Consider the following 16195-nt stretch of genomic DNA (forward strand, 5'->3'; position numbering starts at 1 on the left):
CATCGGGCCGGTTGCGATTCACCCCTGAGACGGACTGTCGTTTTGTATCGATCAACTATTGAATCAACGGGGAAGCGATCCGCGTCGAAGGGCGGTAGAATCCCTCCCACTTTCAGTTATCCACAAGTGGCCGACCCTTGCTTATCGAGTCCCGTCGCCGCGCCTATCTGACCGCCATGCAGGTGGTCAACTGGCTGCCGCGCACCGAATTGCCGTTTGCCGCCCCGTCGCGGCCCGAGCTGTTGGAAACGCCCGAGCCGGTAGAAACCGCCCCAGCTCTGGCTGCGCCTGTGGCCCAGACAGTTGCCGAACCGGTGGCGCCCGTGGTCGAACGGCCGAAAATCGAGGTGCCACGCCCGAGCCTGGCCTCGACCCGCACCAACGCCAAACCGGTCGAAGACCCCGAAGATACGCCGGCCCCGGTCAGGGTTGCCCACGTCGCGCCACCGCGTTTCGCCCTGCAATTGCTGCGGGCCGGTCGCTGCTTGCTGTTGGTGGAGCTGCCCACGGGCGAACCCTTCCAAAGCCGCGATCCGGCGTATCTGCTGCTCAAGGATATGTTGCGCGCCGCCGGCCTGCCGGACAGCCCGCAAATCATCGGCGAACCGGTGCGCTGGCCGCTGTTGTCTCGCGGAATGATGGATCAGGGGCCGGAAGCAGCGCGGGATTTCGTCCAGGGGTTCGTTTCGGCGCGACTCGAAGACCAGCCTTGCGTGTGTCTGTGGCTGATTGGCCTGCCGGCGGTGAAGTTTGCCGGCGAGGCGGATGCCGAAGCGTTCAATCGCGAACTGCAGGTCGAAGGCCTGGGCTCGGCCTGGGCGTTGCCCGGGTTGGAACTGTTAATGGAAACGCCACAGCGCAAGGCTGATGTCTGGCAAGCCATGCGCCGGCTGATGGCGCGTTGGAAAGAATCGAATGAGTGACGCTGTATCGTTCCGCCCGATGACCGAGGCGGACCTCGACGCTGTACTGAAAATCGAATATGCGGCCTACAGCCACCCCTGGACCCGAGGGATATTTCTCGACGGCTTGGGCAAATACCAGATTTGGTTGATGTTCGAAGGCCAGCAGCAAGTGGGTCATGGCGTGGTGCAGATCATCCTGGATGAAGCCCACCTGCTCAATATCACCGTCAAGCCTGAAAATCAGGGCCGTGGCCTGGGCTTGCGCCTGCTTGAGCATCTCATGTCCATTGCCTACAAGGCCGAGTCGCGTGAGTGCTTCCTGGAAGTGCGCGACAGCAACCGCACGGCGTTCCGGCTGTATGAGCGGTATGGCTTTAATGAAATTGGTCGTCGGCGGGATTATTACCCGGCTGTGGGTGGGCGTGAGGATGCGGTCGTCATGGCTTGCACGCTGGTGGATTGAAACGTCACGTGGCCAGCATCTTCGCTAACTGAACTGCTCGCGATGGCGGCAGTCCTGCATAGCGATCAGGTTCGCTTAGCGCTGCCATCCAACGGATCGATATCCGCCATTTGCGCTTCGTCCAGTCCATCGCCCCCGCCAATATCGTTTTCATCCACCACGCTCAGATCCCAATCGGCCTGACCATCGTCACCGGCCTCGTGGGCGTCCCGGGCGCCGTCTTCGCGGATGAGTATCTCCGGGCTCATGTCGTCTTCGGTAGGTTCGTGATCATCGGTGGAAGCCCCCGTCAGGCCCGCTTCGTGGACGCGTTCACGAGGCATCAGCTGTTCGTTTTCCGGCAGTTCATCACCGATTTTCGCGCTGGGCTCTTTGTCGTCGAATTCCAGTTCATGCATCGAGCCCATGCGGTCTTCGTTGTCGTCGATGGGTTCCGGTTGCACCGCATCGAAAGGACGTCGTGAATCATTCATGGTAATTCCTCATACTGTGGATCCTACTGGGTGGACCCGCAGCCATGCCGAGAATTCCAACGGCATCATCGACGTGACCTCGACAGGTGGTCTGTTGTCAAAGTTGCGCACTATTCTCGAGGGCTAGACAGCATGAACGAATTACAAGATCTGATTGATAACAACGCGCGCTGGGCCGATGCGATCAAGCAGGAGGATCCTGACTTCTTCGCCAAGCTGGCCCGTCAGCAAACCCCGGAGTACCTGTGGATCGGCTGTTCCGATGCGCGTGTGCCGGCTAACGAGATCGTCGGCATGCTGCCAGGTGATCTGTTCGTGCACCGCAATGTGGCCAACGTGGTGCTGCACACGGACCTCAACTGCCTGTCGGTGATTCAATATGCGGTGGACGTGCTCAAGGTCAAACACATCCTTGTCACCGGCCATTACGGCTGTGGCGGCGTACGTGCCTCGATGCAAGACCGCCAACTGGGCCTGATCGACGGTTGGCTGCGTTCGATTCGCGACCTGTATTACGAGAACCGCGAAGTGTTGGCAAAACTGCCGACCGAAGAAGAGCGTGTGGATCGCTTGTGCGAACTCAACGTGATCCAGCAGGTGGCCAACGTCGGTCATACCAGTATCGTGCAGAACGCCTGGCACCGTGGGCAGAGCCTGTCGATTCATGGCTGCATCTACGGCATCAAGGATGGGCGCTGGAAAAGCCTGGACACCACGATCAGCGGCTTTGAGCAGTTGCCGCCGCAGTATCGGTTGCGTCCGGTGAGTGCGCCCTGATCTAAAGGGCTTCAGTCACGATGGCAGCGATGACGCCAGTGCTTTAGAAACTTCATTCCCTGCTCGTTGGGCGATTCGTCATAGCCGGTGATCCAGCCATGGCAGTTGGAGGAGCCACACCGGCAGGCGAACTGCCGATAGAGTTTCTGTTCGGTACTGGCGTAATCCATCGTCAGGTAGTCACCTTCGTGGATGTGGGTCAGCGACCATAACCACAGTTCGCTCATGTCGAGATAGACATTCGGGTTGCAAGAGTGCAGCAGCAATCCAGCGAAGCGCGGGTCATACATGTGTATGTCCGGCAAGATCTGCAGCGTGTGCAGGCGTCGGCGGCTCACGATAAGCCCCGATACCCTGCACATGCGCTCCATGGGGACGAAACTTTTTCTGGCGACGATCCCATTGCTGCGCCCGTTTGTCGTTTGAATCACTTCGAAATCGCGGATCGATGGGTAACCCAGGCGGGTGCTGAGTTCTTTTTCAGGGTAGATGCAATCCCGGTTTTTTGAGCGGGTTCTATCTGCAATGGAGGGGGTCATGACGGTCCTTGTCGGTTTAGGACGCTCGACTTCCTGACGCTGGCGATCCTGCCAACGGTCGCTCTGGGGCGGATAGCTTCGCCCAAGTCGAAAGCGACATCTACTGTCGACTCTGACAGGAGCCAAAGACGCTTTCCCGCGTGAGAGCAGGCTTACGCGGGAAAGCCCTTACGGTTTAGACCGAGTCAGTGGGCAACGGCATGGGCACCTTCAGTTGCGGCAGTTGCGATTTGATCGCAGGCGTCGCGCATTTTTTCTCTGCCTCATCCTGGGTCAGTTTACGAACCGAGGTATAGAACAGCTCACAGGTTTTCTCCTTTTGGGTCACCTGCCAGGTCTGCGTGCATTGGTTCAACTGTGCAGTCGGGTCGGTGCCTGGTTTGCTGCCCATGCCGGCCTGCCAGCACGCAGTGCTCAGGTCCTGGCCCATGACTTTCAAGCCTGCTGCATCCGCCTTGGCTTCGTCACCGCCATAGTTTTCCGGGTCGGCGGCGTACCAGATATAGCTCGGATGGTTGGAGCCCAGGACCGGCACCTTGACGTCCCCAGTCGGGTTTATGGTTGCCAGGCCCAGCACGCCCACGGTCTGGCCGTACTGTGTCTTGATCCAGTTCCGAACGGGAGCGCCGAAGGCCACCATCGGCAGCGCCGCTCCGCTAGCACTTTGACTGACTTGCTTGACCATGGTGGTTTGGTAGTCGTTGAAATAATCGTAGACACCCTCCAACGTCTGGCCGGCATTGGACGGGGCCGCGATGGGCGCGATGTCGATGATGGTCTGGTAGGCCGGCGTCTGTTCAGCGGCAATGCCGTTGACGGTCAGCAGTGTGGCCCAACGATTGGTGGTGGCCGATTCCAGATAGTCCTGGGCCTGGGTCAGGGAGTAATCCGGTGGGAAGTGCAGCAACTCGACACTTTTGCGATTTTCCAGGGCCATGCCCAGTGGCAGGAACAGGTACCAGTTGTAGGCCCATTTTTTATCGCCGTTAAGTTTTGTGGCGCCGTTGTACGCCAAGTCTCCGGCGTCGAGCAGCGCAGTCAGCGGTTGGCCATAACCTTTGGGTACCTCGGTAATGTGGGCATAGACCTTATCGTTATTACTTTTGACGCTGACCTTGGCCGTGCTGTAGCCGTCGCGCTGCAGGCTTTGGGTCAGGTAATGCTCGACCGTCTGTTCCAGCGTCCAGTCGCGAAAGCAAATGACGTTGCAGTTGTTGGGATAAGCGAAGAGGCGGGTAACACGTTCGGTGCTGCCAAGCTGTACGTCTATGTCGACGGCGTGGGCGGCGGCACTGAAGGCCAGGGCGGCAAGAGGAAGTACTACGAGTTTGGACATGCTCAGATCCTTTTCAGCGTGTGAGCCCCTCGAAACAGGGCGCCCCCATACTGAAACAGACCGAACCGAAGAAAAAGTGGGCCGAAGCAAATATCGGCCCTTTTTTATGGCTTTATGGCATCACCGGCGGTAAATAGGTCAGTGTCGTCCCCAATGCCCATAGCAGCACCAGCACCAGCGGCGTGTGCACCAGTAGCTGAACGAAGGAAAAACCGATCAGGTCCCTGGCCTTCAACCCCAGGACGCCCAGCAGCGGCAGCATATAGAAGGGGTTGATGAGGTTCGGCAGCGCTTCGGCGGCGTTATAGATCTGCACCGCCCAGCCCAGGTGATAGTTAAGGTCGTTGGCCACCTGCATGACGTAAGGCGCTTCGATGATCCATTTGCCGCCGCCCGACGGAATGAAGAAGCCCAGTACCGCCGAGTAAATGCCCATCAACAAGGCGTAGGTGTCATGGGACGCGATCTGTACGAAAAAGGTCGATATGTAGTGGGCCAACGTCTGAGCGTCGCTGCCCTTGACCGTGGTCAGCAGTGCTGCGATCGAGCCGTACAACGGGAACTGGATCAATACGCCTGTGGTGGTCGGCACCGCACGGGCCACGGCATCGAGAAAACTGCGCGGCCGCCAGTGCAGTAACGCCCCGAGCATCAGGAACAGGAAGTTGTAGGTATTGAGGCCGGAAATGGCGCTGATCGCCGGTTTAGTCGAAAACTCGTGGAACAGCCAGCCGGCGGCCAGCAGCACCAGGGCGATGGTCAGCAGCGGACTGTGTTCCAGCCACTCCCCGGGGCGGGTGCGAGGCTGCAATGCCGGCATGCTGAAACTGGGGTCGATCCCGCAAGCGGCGGCGTCACGGGCGCTGTTCGGGCCAGGGGCGGTGGCGTAGGCGATGATCAACGAAACGACGATAAGCGCCAGTAACATCACCCCGGACTGCCAGAGAAAAATGGTCTGGGTGAAAGGAATGACGCCGGTGATCGACAGAATCGACGGCGGCAGGCTAGCCGGATTGGCCTGCAATTGCGCGGCCGACGAAGACAACCCCAGGGCCCACACCGCGCCCAGGCCCAGATAAGCGGCAGCGCCGGCGGCGCGATAGTCCATTTTCAGGTCGGTGCGTCGGGCGAGGGCTCGTACCAGCAGGCCGCCAAACACCAGCGACAGGCCCCAGTTGAGCAGCGACGCGACCATGGAAATCAGTGCCACCCAGGCCACCGCGGAGCGGCCATTTTTCGGAATGCGTGCCAAGCGATCAATCAGCTTGACGGCGGGCGGCGAGCTGGCGACCACGTAACCACCGATCACCACGAAGGCCATTTGCATGGTGAACGGGATCAGGCTCCAGAAGCCGTCGCCGAACGCCATGGCGGCCGCGGTGGGCGTGGCGCCGATAAACTGTGTGGCCAGCGCGACCACCAGTACCGCCAGCGCGGCAAAGACCCAGGAGTCGGGGAACCAGCGCTCGGCAAAACTGGAGCAACGCAAGGCGAAGCGGGCGGAACGGCTGTCTTCGATGTCGGTGGTCACGGCAATTACCTCGGTTTTTATGGTTATGGGTATTTGGAGCGGTAAGGCCACAGTTGTTAGCGCCAACGGTAGAACAATCCAATGACCATGGGAGGTTTATCAGGGTTTGAGAGCCCATGAATATTTTTAAGACCCGCCTATGGCTTTAGAAAAAAATCGCTGAGCCGATGGTAAGAGAACAAGCCACTTACCCTCCTGTTGTCGGAGCATGTCCATGTTCAACAATCGCTTGAAGCAGGAGCTGTCGGCTCTTCGCCAAGAACTGTCCAGCCTTATGCAGGTGAAGGAAAGCCTGGACCGCGAAATGCTGGCCCTCACCCTGGATTCCGACGGGCGGGTGCAAACGGTCAATCAGAACTTTCTCGATGAAATGCATTACAAGAGCCAGGACCTGATTGGCCGGCCTGTCCAAGAACTGGCTCCGGCTTATTTGAAATCCAACGAGTTCCAAATTCGCTTCACGTCGGCGCTGACCCGTGGCGAGCATTTTTCCGGCGCCGTGCGCCTGCTGCGAGGCAATGGCCAGGAAGCCTGGCTGCGTTCGATCGTCCAGCCAGTATGGGCTGCTGACGGGCGCGTCCGGTATTTTTCAATGTATTCCAGTGACCTGACTCGCACCATCGAAGGCTCACGCGAGCATGAAAACCTCATCGGCGCATTGGTGCGTTCGACGGCGGTGATCGAGTTCGACCTGGGCGGTCACGTCCTCACGGCCAATGACCGCTTCCTCAACGCCATGGGCTACAGCCTGGCGCAGATCAAGGGCAAGCACCACCGCACTTTTTGCGAGCCTGAGGAATACAACAGCGCGGCCTATGAGCAGTTCTGGAAACGCCTGAACAGCGGTGAGTTCGTGGCCGGCCGCTTCAAGCGTATCGACAGCAACGGCCGTGAGGTGTGGCTGGAAGCGTCCTATAACCCGGTACTCGATGCCAATGAGCGACTTTATAAAGTGGTTAAGTTCGCCACGAACATCACTGACCAGGTCAACCAGGAAAAAGCCGTTGCCGAGGCGGCCAACATTGCCTACAGCACCTCGTTGCAAACCGACAGTTGCGCCCAGCGCGGCACCACCGTCGTGACCCAGGCCGTGGACGTGATGCGCGACCTGGCCCGGCACATGCAGACCGCCGGCGAAGGCATCGAGGCGTTAAATGAGCAGTCCCTGGTGATCGGCACCATCGTCAAGACCATCAGCGGCATCGCCGAACAGACCAACCTGCTGGCGCTCAACGCCGCTATTGAAGCGGCCCGGGCCGGTGAGCAGGGCCGAGGCTTTGCGGTGGTGGCAGATGAAGTGCGGCAACTGGCGTCGCGCACCAGCCAGGCGACCGATGAAATCGTCGGTGTGGTTCGCCAGAACCAGGACATGGCACGCAACGCCGTGGCGCTGATGACCGACGGCCAGCACCAGGCCGAACAGGGCCTGGCCCTGGCCGCCGAGGCGGGGACGGTGATTGTCGAGATCCAGGACGGGGCGAAGAAAGTGGTCGATGCGGTGAGCCAGTTTGCCAATCAGTTGTCGACTTGAGGCATGCACTTATCGTTTTTTACATATTAATTATTGTTTTACGATAATTTTGTGGCTATGTTTTGCGCTCCTTTTGTTCTGCTGGAGCCTCACATGTGTTCAAGTCGTCTCGCCCTGTACAGCCAACGTATGGCTGCCATAACGCTTGTTTTCATTGTCTCGATGATGGTGGTCAACGCCGCGGCCTGGCTGTTTCCTGAGGTCGCATCACACTACGGTCTGGGTTTTGCCCTGACCGAGCGCCAGCTGTCGAGCTTGTCTGGAGAGGCGATGCAGTTGACAGGTTGGCAGTGCCTTGGCGGGATCCTTTTGTCGAGCATCCCTTTGCTGGCCCTGGCGGCCGGGTTGGCCAATTTGCGGCAGCTCTTCAAGCGTTATGCCCAAGGGCAGTACTTTTCCAGCGAAGCAGCCGTTTATCTGGGGAATGCAGGCCGCGCAGTCGCGGTGTGGGTGCTGTTGGATTTCCTGTGTGAGCCCTTTCTCAGTCTGCTGGTGACGATCAATGCGCCGGTCGGCCAGCGATTGCTTACCCTCAGTATTACCGCCCCGTCCTTTGTCGCTTTGTTTCTTGCAGCGTGCATTGCAATCATTGCCCGGATATTGTCCCAGGCCAGTGAAGTCGATTCAGAAAACAAAACTTTCGTTTGAGATGCCCATGCCCATCGTTATTCAACTTGATGTGATGCTGGCCAGGCGCAAGGTCAAATCCAAAGACCTGGCCGCCGCCATAGGCATTACTGAGGCCAACCTTTCCTTGTTGAAACAAGGAAAGGTCAAGGGCATACGCCTGGCTACCCTCGAAGCCATTTGCAACTATCTACAATGTCAGCCCGCTGATCTGTTGATCTACCAGCCGGAGAGCGAGTTGCAATGATTTCGTCCGAGCCAGGCATTCGATCAATCCCCCAGCGCTTCTCCTTCTCGCCGCGGATCCGCCCCGCCGGCCAGTGATGTTTTCCCTTGCGCATCACGCACCCGGACGATCGCCTGGGTGCCGCTGGTCATGTCGATCTCACTCACCGTGTGGCCTTTATCCTTCAGCGCCTGGATCAGCGTCGGGCTGAACTGGCCTTGTTCCAGTTCGGTGGGGCCGTTGCGGCTGCCGAAGTTGGGAAGGTTGATGGCGGTTTGTGGGTCCAGGTTCCAGTCCAGTAGGCCGATCACCGATTTGGCGACGTACTCGATGATTTGCGAGCCGCCCGGTGAACCGACAGCGGCCAGCAGCGCACCGCTCTGGCGATCGAAGATCAGGGTCGGTGCCATGGACGAGCGCGGGCGTTTGCCGGGTTCGACGCGGTTGGCGACTTTTTGCCCGTTCTCTTCAGGTATGAATGAGAAGTCGGTCATCTGGTTGTTGAGCATGAAACCCTGCACCATCAAATGCGAACCGAATGCCGATTCCACCGTGGTGGTCATGGACACGGCGCCACCCTGATCGTCCACCGCCACCACTTGCGAAGTGGAAATACGCAGGGGCGAGCGGTCCGGCGCGTAGGCCACTTGAATGCCCGGCGGCGTGCCGGGTTTGGCGACGCCCATGCTGCGTGGGCCGATCAGGCTGGCGCGGCTGGCCAGATAATTTGGATCGACCAGGCCTTTGACCGGCACCGGGATAAAGTCCGAGTCGGCCACGTATTGGGCGCGGTCGGCGTAAGCCAGGCGTTCAGCTTCGGCGATCAGGTGCACCGCTTCGGGCGCGGGCTCGATGCCGGCGGGTTTATCGGTCTTGAGCGGTTTCAAGGGGCCGAGGGCCGCGTGGCTATCGCGCTGCTCCAGGGCCTGCAATGTCCCGAGGATCTGTGCCACGGCGATGCCGCCCGAAGACGGTGGCGCCATCCCACAGACTTGCCAGCGCTTGTAGTCGGTGCACAACGGCGCGCGCTCGCGGGCGGTATAGCCCTTGAGGTCGTTCAGCGAAAGGCTGCCGGAGTTCGCGTGCCCCTGCACCTTGGCGACGATCTCTTCGGCAATCGGCCCTTTGTACAACGCATCGGGACCTTCGCTGGCGATGCGTTTGAGCACGTTGGCCAATGCAGGGTTTTTCAGTACTGTGCCGACCGCTTTCGGGCTGCCATCGGCGTTCAGGAAGTACGCGGCCATGTCTGGTGAGCCCGGCAAGGACGGGTCGGTAGCGATTATCGAGTGCAGCCTGGGCGAAATTGCGAAGCCTTGTTCCGCCAGTGCGATGGCTGGCTCGAACAGCGTCGCCCATTTGAGGCGGCCATGTTTGCGATGGGCCAGTTCCAGCGCGCGCAACACCCCCGGCGTACCCACGGAGCGACCGCCGATTTGCGCGGCGGTAAAGGGCATGGGTTTGCCGTCAGCTTGCAGGAAAAGTCTTTCGGTGGCGCCGGCCGGTGCCGTTTCGCGACCGTCATAGGTGCGCACGGCCTTGCCGTCCCACAGCACAATGAACGCACCGCCGCCGATGCCGGAGGATTGCGGCTCCACCAGGGTCAGCACCGCCTGCATCGCAATCGCCGCATCAATGGCCGAGCCTCCGCGCCGCAACATTTCCCGCCCGGCCTGCGCCGCCAGAGGGTTGGCTGCGGCGGCCATGTGCTTGTCGGCGTGGCGGGTCTGCAGGTCGGTGCGGTAGCCGGAGGTGATTTCCGGCGCGGAGGGTAATGCCGGGGTGGTTGTGGAGGAGGGTGGGGCCTTACAGGCGCCGAGCATCAGAGCGACAGCCAGCAGAGAAGCGGCTGACAGGCGGTTGAGGTTGGGTCTGAGCACGATGCACTCCTTCCTTGGTTGAAACGAAGGACTGTATCGGCATGGGCGGATAGGGGCAATGGCGTATTGGAGGACGGCTTCTGATGGCACCGATTGGTGCAGATCGGCAACTTCATCCATATCGTGATGTGAACTGACTATTCACCCAGACGATTGAGCAGGGTCTTCACTACCGCACGGTGGAAGGGCGCGATGCCCCTTACATACCATTTCCCCATGGGGGAGTTGGGGGTAACTGTTGATGTAACGTAGAGGGTCTGTACTGGCTGATGCTCTGACAGATAAATCGAGACTGAAACGGTGAAGTGCCGATCATTCAACTGAAGCTCAAGCTCTTGCGGGCTTATCGACGCAACGGTGAAGAAATCCAGCTGATCATCTTTCATTACGGTGGCCGACAGATGTTTATGCGCCTGGAACCCATGAGTCGGCGTCATCCCTAGCGGGGCAACCTAGGGAGGGCGAAGATAGCGAAGTGCAGCACGCAAACTAGAGGGGCGTCTGCCAAGTCGCGACAGCAAATGGATCCAATTGCGCGATACTACCACTGGCATTGAGTTTCACATTAAACGTGGAGGAAGACTTGTGGGCAGATTCTCTGGCAAACGCATTTTGATTACTGGGGGGACCAGTGGTATGGGGCTGGCGGGCGCCAAGCGTATTACTGACGAGGGCGGCTTGGTGGCTGTCACGGGTATTAGCCGTCAGCATTTGGAAGAAGCCGCGGATATTCTTCCTGCCGATGCCTTGGTATTCAAAAACGATGTCTCGGATCCGGCAGCGACACAACAACTGGCGGATAAAGTCAGAGAAATGGGTGGGCTTGACGGACTTTGGCTGAATGCCGGCTACGCGCAAGTGGGATCGATCGAGGACACGGATGCAGAGTTTTTCGATCGGATGATGAACGCCAACGCACGGGGACCGCTGCTTCAAATCGCCAAGTTGACGGACCTGCTTTCTCCCAATGCGTCCATTGTGTTGACGTCTTCGACCTCGGCCTATGAGTCAGCCCCTATGGCCAGCGTCTATGCGGCGACCAAAGGGGCGATGATTTCGATGGCTCGTTGCTGTGCTGCGGCATTGGGCGCGCGGGGGATCAGGGTCAACGTGCTGGTTCCGGGACCGATTGATACCAACTTTCGAAACTTCATGTCCGACGAAATCCGCCGGCAGTTCGAAGATGGATTGGTCAATCAGTTGCCGTTGAGGAGAGTCGGTACCGCTGCCGAGGCGGCGGCGGTTGCGTTGTTTCTGCTGTCGGATGATTCATCCTACGTAACCGGAAGCCAATATGCAGTCGATGGTGGCTTGACGATGCGCTGATGAAGTTGGGTCGCAGCTATTAAACAGGTAAAAACGCAAACGGGAGGCCGTCGTGGATGCTGAAAAGATAATTATCTTATCTGGTGGGCAGGTGCTTGAAGTCGGTATGAAAGAGGACTTGATAGCATGAGCTTGATCGTACGTGCCATGGCTGATAGCGACTGGACCTCATTGGCTCAGATATTTGAACAGCCGGCGTTTCGTTGGTGGACGCTTCGAATGCCATATCAATCAACCAATGATATCAAGAAGCTGGTTGAGAACCGGGTTTCTTCCGGGCTGTCTCTGGTCGCTGAGCAAGATGGCGTGGTTGTTGGCTGTGCGATGCTATATCGGTTTCAGGGGCGTAGGCAGCACGTGGCTGATTTCTGGATGGGAGTCTGCGATAACTATCATCGTCGGGGTATTGGTGGCGCGATGTTAAAAGAGCTGACCACGACCGCTTCGCGCTGGATGAACATAACGCGTTTGGAGTTAACCGTATTCACTGATAACGAGCCTGCCATTGCGCTTTATAAGAAGCATGGCTTTACAGTGGAAGGCACACATAAAAAATTCGCCTATCGAGATGGCGATTATGTGGACGCGTTGAGTATGGCTGCGCTTTTTTAGCTTTCTGGTGCGAAGCACTCACAAAAGGGGCCGCTGCGCAGCCCAGCGGGAGCAAGCTCCCTCGCCACGGCGGATCAAAAAAATCTTGCAGTGGTAGCCACAGTGCTTTTCTCAAGGCATAAAAAAACGGCTTATCTTTCGATAAGCCGTTTTTAGTACTTGGTGGCTACACAGGGACTTGAACCCCGGACCCCAGCATTATGAATGCTATGCTCTAACCAACTGAGCTATGTAGCCAAGTGGCGCGCATTATTCTCTGGCTACGAAGATGTGTCAAGCGTAAATCTGAAATATTTCTCTGCGCTTTCAACCGCTTATCCATCCTCGCTGCAAGTGCCTGTCAGCCGAGCTGAAATCTCCCCGTGTTGGCGCTCAGGGCCTGGCTGCCCTGGCTCAGGGTGTCCGCGGCCAGGTTCACGGCCCGTGCGCCTTCGAGCAAGCGCATGGCCGCCTGGTCGACCTGCTGGATATTGCCGCTGACCTCGTCGGCCGTGCTGGCCTGTTCCTCCACGGCGGTGGCGATTTGCGCCAGGGTGTCGGTGACGCTTTGCACGGCGCTGGCAATTTCTCCCAGCCGTTCGCCGAGGCTGGTGACGGCTTGCGCGTCGGTCTGGGCTTGGCCGCAAGCGGCTTCCATCAGGCTGACGGCTTCATTGACCGTGGCGCGCAGGCTGTCGACGGTGCCGGCAATCTGCTGCGTGGAGGTCTGCGTGCGTTGCGACAGGCTGCGCACCTCATCGGCCACCACCGCGAAGCCACGGCCCTGTTCCCCGGCGCGAGCGGCTTCGATGGCGGCATTGAGGGCCAGCAGATTGGTCTGCTCGGCCACGCCACGGATGGTGTCGACCACCAGCTGGATCTGCTGCCCCTGTTCACTGACCCTGCCCAGGGCGGCGGCGGTGTCATTGAGCCGCTGGTTGAGCTGCTGGATACTCGCCGTGGTGCGTAGGCTGTCGCGGCTGCTGTCGGCGGCGATGCGCCGGGTCTGCTGGGCGCTGTCGGAAGCCTGTTCACAGCTTCTCGCTACACCTTGAGAGGTGGCGGCCAGTTGCGTCGCGGCGGCGGCGATCTGGCTGATCTGTATCTGCTGGGCCTCGACTTCTCCCAAGGCGCCGCTGGAGTGAGTGTTGAGGGTGCGCACAGCGTTGCTCAACTGCAACGTCTCGTGGTCCACCCCCAGTAGGCTGTTGCGCAACTGCACCACGGCGACGTTGAGGGCGGTGCTGATGGCCGCCAATTCATCGCGGCCCTGCACCGGCACTTGCAGGCTGAGGTTGCCGTCACGCAGGGCTTCGGCCAACAAGGTGATGCCGCTGGTACTGCGGCGGATGGACGCTTGCAGGCAGACGAAGAGGTAGAGCGCGGCCAACAGCAAGCAACCCAGCACCGTTGCTACCACTGTGAACTGGCGGATCGCCGAATCATGGTAGTGCTCCAGGCGTGTATCCAGCGCCACCAGGGACTGCTGGCGCAAGGCGGCCAGATCTGTCAAGAGGGCGTCCATGTGTTTCTCGAAGTCTTCCGGCTTGAGGTTGATGGAGCCGCCGAACACCCCGTCATCCAGCACTTTCAGGCCTGTTTCCAGATGCTTGAGGCTGCTTTGGTATTGTCCGGCCCAGGTTTGCAGCTCGCTGGGTAGGCGTATTTCCAGCAGTGCACCGGTTTTGACCAGTTGATCCCGGGCGTCACCGATGCGGCTGCGCAGGTCCCGCAGTTGCAGGCGGCTCTGCAAGGTGAACTGGCCCGACACCACGGAGGCCTGGCCAACGCTGGCAAGGCGACCGACTCGTTCGATCAGGTCCGGCGTCTGCTGGGTGGAGATCTGGGTCAGCAGGTAGGTTTCCAGCCAGGAAGCGAGGGTCAGGCGATTGTCCATGACGATCTGCTCGCGCAAGGCTTGCAGTGCACTGAGGGCCGCAGTGAAACGGTCATAACCGTCCGGCCACCAGCCCACGGCGCCCAGGCTTTTGGAGTCCAGGCCGTTGAGACTGGTCTGCAGGGCTTGATGGCGGGCGAGGGTGTCGGCTTCGGCACCTTCGGTTTGCAAGGTTGTGCCCAGGTCGCTGGCGGCTTGGTTGAGCGCCGGTTGCACGGCATCGAAAGCCGCCATCGCCGCAAGCGTTGCGGGTGTTGGCTGCCGATTGGTTTCCGTGGCTCGCCAACGGGCCGCGCGGTTGCGCTGGGCGGCGAGTAGGTTGTCGAGGTTATCCAGGGCCAGCAACTGGCGTACCCCGGCACGTTCTCCGGAAATCAGGCTGAGTTTGTCGCGATAGTCCTGCCCAATGAGCCACAGGCTGCCCATGAGCGGCAGAATGAAAAGCAGGAACAATAGCTGGAATTTTCGGGCGAAGCCGAAACGTCCCAGCAACCTGATTCCCGGTGATAGAAAAGCCTGCATGCCCATACTCCCCTGAACACCTCGCACTGTTTTTGTGCGTTTCGACACAGTGTCGAACAGATGTCCTTTTAAAAGGCCTCGAAAGTTTGTCCAAATCGGCTCTGTAGGCCAGCTCTGTAGCGAAACTTCCCATTCTCGGTCCCCTTTGTAAGGGGCCGCGTTGTTGACTTTATAACAAGGCAAGATTCAGACCATGGCGTTACGCTATCACCTTGGTTGTCGGCATTTTTTTCAGGTCGATAGCAGGCTAAGGGGATAGCCTTGCTGCATCGAAAAATGGCACATTAATCGACCTGCCTGTGTGCACCTCTCTGTCGTATGGAACTCCCCATGGCTACCAGCAATGCCCAGGTCGACACGACGTCGATACCCGCCACGCCCCAAAGCAGCCCATTGGTCATGCGCATTATCGGTGCGGTGGCGTTGGCGCACTTGATCAACGACCTGATCCAGGCGGTGCTGCCGTCTATTTATCCGATGCTCAAGGCCAGTTATGGCTTGACCTTCACCCAGGTTGGCTTGATCACGCTGACCTTCCAGTTGACTGCTTCTTTGCTGCAGCCCTGGGTCGGTTATCACACCGACCGGCACCCCAAGCCCTGGTTGCTGCCGGCCGGAACGGTGTGCACACTGATCGGCATCGTGATGATGTCCATGGTCGGCAGTTTTGCCTTGATTCTGCTGGCCGCCGCGTTGATCGGCGTTGGCTCTTCGACCTTTCACCCAGAAGCCTCGCGAGTCGCCCGACTGGCCTCGGGCGGGCGTTTCGGCCTGGCACAGTCGACGTTCCAGGTGGGTGGTAACGCCGGTTCGGCACTCGGCCCTTTGCTGGCGGCCGCGATCATCATTCCCTACGGGCAAGCCAATGTGGCCTGGTTCGGGTTGTTCGCACTGTTTGCGTTGTTCGTGCTGTACCGCATCAGCCGCTGGTACGCCAACCACTTGAATCTGTTCAAGCTCAAGCAAGGCCAGGCGGCCACTCACGGTTTATCCAAAGGCCGGGTCTTGAGTGCGCTGGTGGTGCTGGCGCTGCTGATATTTTCCAAGTTTTTCTACATGGCCAGTTTCACCAGTTACTTCACCTTTTACCTCATCGAGAAGTTCGGTCTGTCGGTGGCCTCCTCGCAATTGCACCTGTTCCTGTTCCTCGGTGCGGTGGCGGCGGGAACCTTCTTCGGCGGCCCGATCGGCGACAGGATAGGGCGCAAGGCGGTGATCTGGTTCTCGATCCTGGGGGCCGCTCCGTTCACGTTGCTCTTGCCTCACGTTGACCTGCTGTGGACCAGCATTCTCAGCGTGGTGATCGGCTTTATCCTGGCCTCGGCGTTCTCGGCCATTGTGGTGTATGCCCAGGAACTGGTGCCAGGCAACGTCGGGATGATCGCCGGTGTGTTCTTCGGGCTGATGTTCGGTTTCGGCGGGATTGGTGCTGCGTTGCTGGGGTATCTGGCGGACATCCATGGCATCGAGTATGTGTACTGGTTGTGCTCGTTCCTGCCGTTGTTCGGGGTGCTGGCGATTTTCCTGCCCAGGACCCGGAAAAACTGACTGTACGGGGTTTGTGGGGATGA

The 16195-nt window shown here is 59.2% G+C and carries 15 protein-coding genes, 1 tRNA gene and 2 pseudogenes; 10 read left to right on the plus strand and 8 right to left on the minus strand.

Annotated features, from left to right (window positions below):
* Positions 1–137 precede the first annotated feature (137 nt).
* Positions 138–923 (plus strand): energy transducer TonB, encoded by a 786-nt coding sequence (locus tag ACA047_RS04810; protein ID WP_497357141.1) that lies wholly within the window; start codon positions 138–140, stop codon positions 921–923.
* On the plus strand, positions 916–1368 hold the full coding sequence (rimI, locus tag ACA047_RS04815) for a ribosomal protein S18-alanine N-acetyltransferase (protein ID WP_497357143.1): 453 nt from the start codon (positions 916–918) through the stop codon (positions 1366–1368). The genes ACA047_RS04810 and rimI overlap by 8 nt, the downstream gene beginning before the upstream one ends.
* 65 nt (positions 1369–1433) lie before the next feature.
* On the opposite strand, the gene ACA047_RS04820 is transcribed toward rimI, so the two are convergent.
* The gene (locus tag ACA047_RS04820; RefSeq protein WP_497357145.1) at positions 1434–1841 is read right to left on the minus strand and encodes a serine kinase/phosphatase; all 408 of its coding nucleotides are present in this window, start codon (positions 1839–1841) and stop codon (positions 1434–1436) included.
* A gap of 132 nt (positions 1842–1973) precedes the next feature.
* On the opposite strand from ACA047_RS04820, the gene can reads away from it, so the two are divergent.
* Positions 1974–2618, plus strand: a complete 645-nt coding sequence (gene can / locus ACA047_RS04825; protein ID WP_497357147.1) for a carbonate dehydratase — start codon at positions 1974–1976, stop codon at positions 2616–2618.
* An 11-nt stretch (positions 2619–2629) separates the two neighbouring features.
* On the opposite strand, the gene ACA047_RS04830 is transcribed toward can, so the two are convergent.
* The 3 genes from ACA047_RS04830 to ACA047_RS04840 form a co-directional block, all read right to left on the minus strand.
* Positions 2630–3157, minus strand: a complete 528-nt coding sequence (locus tag ACA047_RS04830; RefSeq protein WP_497357149.1) for an SET domain-containing protein — start codon at positions 3155–3157, stop codon at positions 2630–2632.
* Positions 3158–3332: 175 nt separating this feature from the next.
* Positions 3333–4493, minus strand: coding sequence for a hypothetical protein (locus tag ACA047_RS04835; protein WP_497357151.1), 1161 nt, complete (start codon positions 4491–4493; stop codon positions 3333–3335).
* 112 nt (positions 4494–4605) lie between these two features.
* A complete protein-coding gene (locus ACA047_RS04840; RefSeq protein WP_497357153.1) occupies positions 4606–6024 on the minus strand; it encodes a short-chain fatty acid transporter in 1419 nt (472 codons plus the stop codon).
* 304 nt (positions 6025–6328) lie between these two features.
* On the opposite strand from ACA047_RS04840, the pseudogene ACA047_RS04845 reads away from it, so the two are divergent.
* From ACA047_RS04845 to ACA047_RS04860, 4 genes and pseudogenes are all read left to right on the plus strand, one after another.
* Positions 6329–7015: pseudogene (locus tag ACA047_RS04845) on the plus strand (PAS domain-containing protein); the annotation flags it as partial.
* Between the two features lie 111 nt (positions 7016–7126).
* A pseudogene (locus tag ACA047_RS04850) lies at positions 7127–7555 on the plus strand (methyl-accepting chemotaxis protein); the annotation flags it as partial.
* 93 nt (positions 7556–7648) lie between these two features.
* Entirely contained in the window at positions 7649–8203 is a 555-nt protein-coding gene (locus ACA047_RS04855) for a DUF2975 domain-containing protein (RefSeq protein ID WP_497360224.1), read from the plus strand.
* Between the two features lie 7 nt (positions 8204–8210).
* Complete coding sequence (locus ACA047_RS04860; RefSeq protein ID WP_497357155.1) at positions 8211–8429, plus strand: helix-turn-helix domain-containing protein; 219 nt, start codon at positions 8211–8213, stop codon at positions 8427–8429.
* A 23-nt stretch (positions 8430–8452) separates the two neighbouring features.
* On the opposite strand, the gene ggt is transcribed toward ACA047_RS04860, so the two are convergent.
* Both ggt and ACA047_RS04870 read right to left on the minus strand, forming a co-directional pair.
* Positions 8453–10291 carry a gamma-glutamyltransferase gene (gene ggt, locus ACA047_RS04865; RefSeq protein WP_497360226.1) on the minus strand — a complete coding sequence of 613 codons (1839 nt, stop codon included), beginning with the start codon at positions 10289–10291 and terminating at the stop codon, positions 8453–8455.
* A gap of 134 nt (positions 10292–10425) precedes the next feature.
* Entirely contained in the window at positions 10426–10725 is a 300-nt protein-coding gene (locus ACA047_RS04870) for a DUF2867 domain-containing protein (RefSeq protein ID WP_497357157.1), read from the minus strand.
* A 148-nt stretch (positions 10726–10873) separates the two neighbouring features.
* Between ACA047_RS04870 and ACA047_RS04875 the strand changes: the two genes are divergently transcribed.
* A complete protein-coding gene (locus ACA047_RS04875) occupies positions 10874–11614 on the plus strand; it encodes an SDR family oxidoreductase (protein ID WP_497357159.1) in 741 nt (246 codons plus the stop codon).
* A 126-nt stretch (positions 11615–11740) separates the two neighbouring features.
* On the plus strand, positions 11741–12226 hold the full coding sequence (locus ACA047_RS04880) for a GNAT family N-acetyltransferase (RefSeq protein WP_497357161.1): 486 nt from the start codon (positions 11741–11743) through the stop codon (positions 12224–12226).
* Positions 12227–12386: 160 nt separating this feature from the next.
* On the opposite strand, the gene ACA047_RS04885 is transcribed toward ACA047_RS04880, so the two are convergent.
* Both ACA047_RS04885 and ACA047_RS04890 read right to left on the minus strand, forming a co-directional pair.
* Positions 12387–12463, minus strand: a tRNA-Met gene (locus ACA047_RS04885).
* Between the two features lie 103 nt (positions 12464–12566).
* A complete protein-coding gene (locus tag ACA047_RS04890; RefSeq protein WP_497357163.1) occupies positions 12567–14624 on the minus strand; it encodes a methyl-accepting chemotaxis protein in 2058 nt (685 codons plus the stop codon).
* 330 nt (positions 14625–14954) lie between these two features.
* Here ACA047_RS04890 and ACA047_RS04895 point away from each other — a divergent pair, with 330 nt between their 5' ends.
* A complete protein-coding gene (locus tag ACA047_RS04895) occupies positions 14955–16172 on the plus strand; it encodes an MFS transporter (RefSeq protein WP_497357165.1) in 1218 nt (405 codons plus the stop codon).
* Positions 16173–16195: the final 23 nt, after the last annotated feature.

The sequence above is a fragment of the Pseudomonas sp. LBUM1664 genome (assembly GCF_059695895.1).

Coding starts and splice junctions, on each gene's coding strand:
- ACA047_RS04855 (WP_497360224.1), top strand. CDS start 7,649: ATGTGTTCAAGTCGTCTCGCCCTGTACAGCCAACGTATGGCTGCCATA.
- ACA047_RS04895 (WP_497357165.1), top strand. CDS start 14,955: ATGGCTACCAGCAATGCCCAGGTCGACACGACGTCGATACCCGCCACG.
- ACA047_RS04890 (WP_497357163.1), bottom strand. CDS start 14,624: ATGCAGGCTTTTCTATCACCGGGAATCAGGTTGCTGGGACGTTTCGGC.
- ACA047_RS04880 (WP_497357161.1), top strand. CDS start 11,741: ATGAGCTTGATCGTACGTGCCATGGCTGATAGCGACTGGACCTCATTG.
- rimI (WP_497357143.1), top strand. CDS start 916: ATGAGTGACGCTGTATCGTTCCGCCCGATGACCGAGGCGGACCTCGAC.
- can (WP_497357147.1), top strand. CDS start 1,974: ATGAACGAATTACAAGATCTGATTGATAACAACGCGCGCTGGGCCGAT.
- ACA047_RS04820 (WP_497357145.1), bottom strand. CDS start 1,841: ATGAATGATTCACGACGTCCTTTCGATGCGGTGCAACCGGAACCCATC.
- ACA047_RS04860 (WP_497357155.1), top strand. CDS start 8,211: ATGCCCATCGTTATTCAACTTGATGTGATGCTGGCCAGGCGCAAGGTC.
- ACA047_RS04835 (WP_497357151.1), bottom strand. CDS start 4,493: ATGTCCAAACTCGTAGTACTTCCTCTTGCCGCCCTGGCCTTCAGTGCC.
- ACA047_RS04830 (WP_497357149.1), bottom strand. CDS start 3,157: ATGACCCCCTCCATTGCAGATAGAACCCGCTCAAAAAACCGGGATTGC.
- ACA047_RS04870 (WP_497357157.1), bottom strand. CDS start 10,725: ATGACGCCGACTCATGGGTTCCAGGCGCATAAACATCTGTCGGCCACC.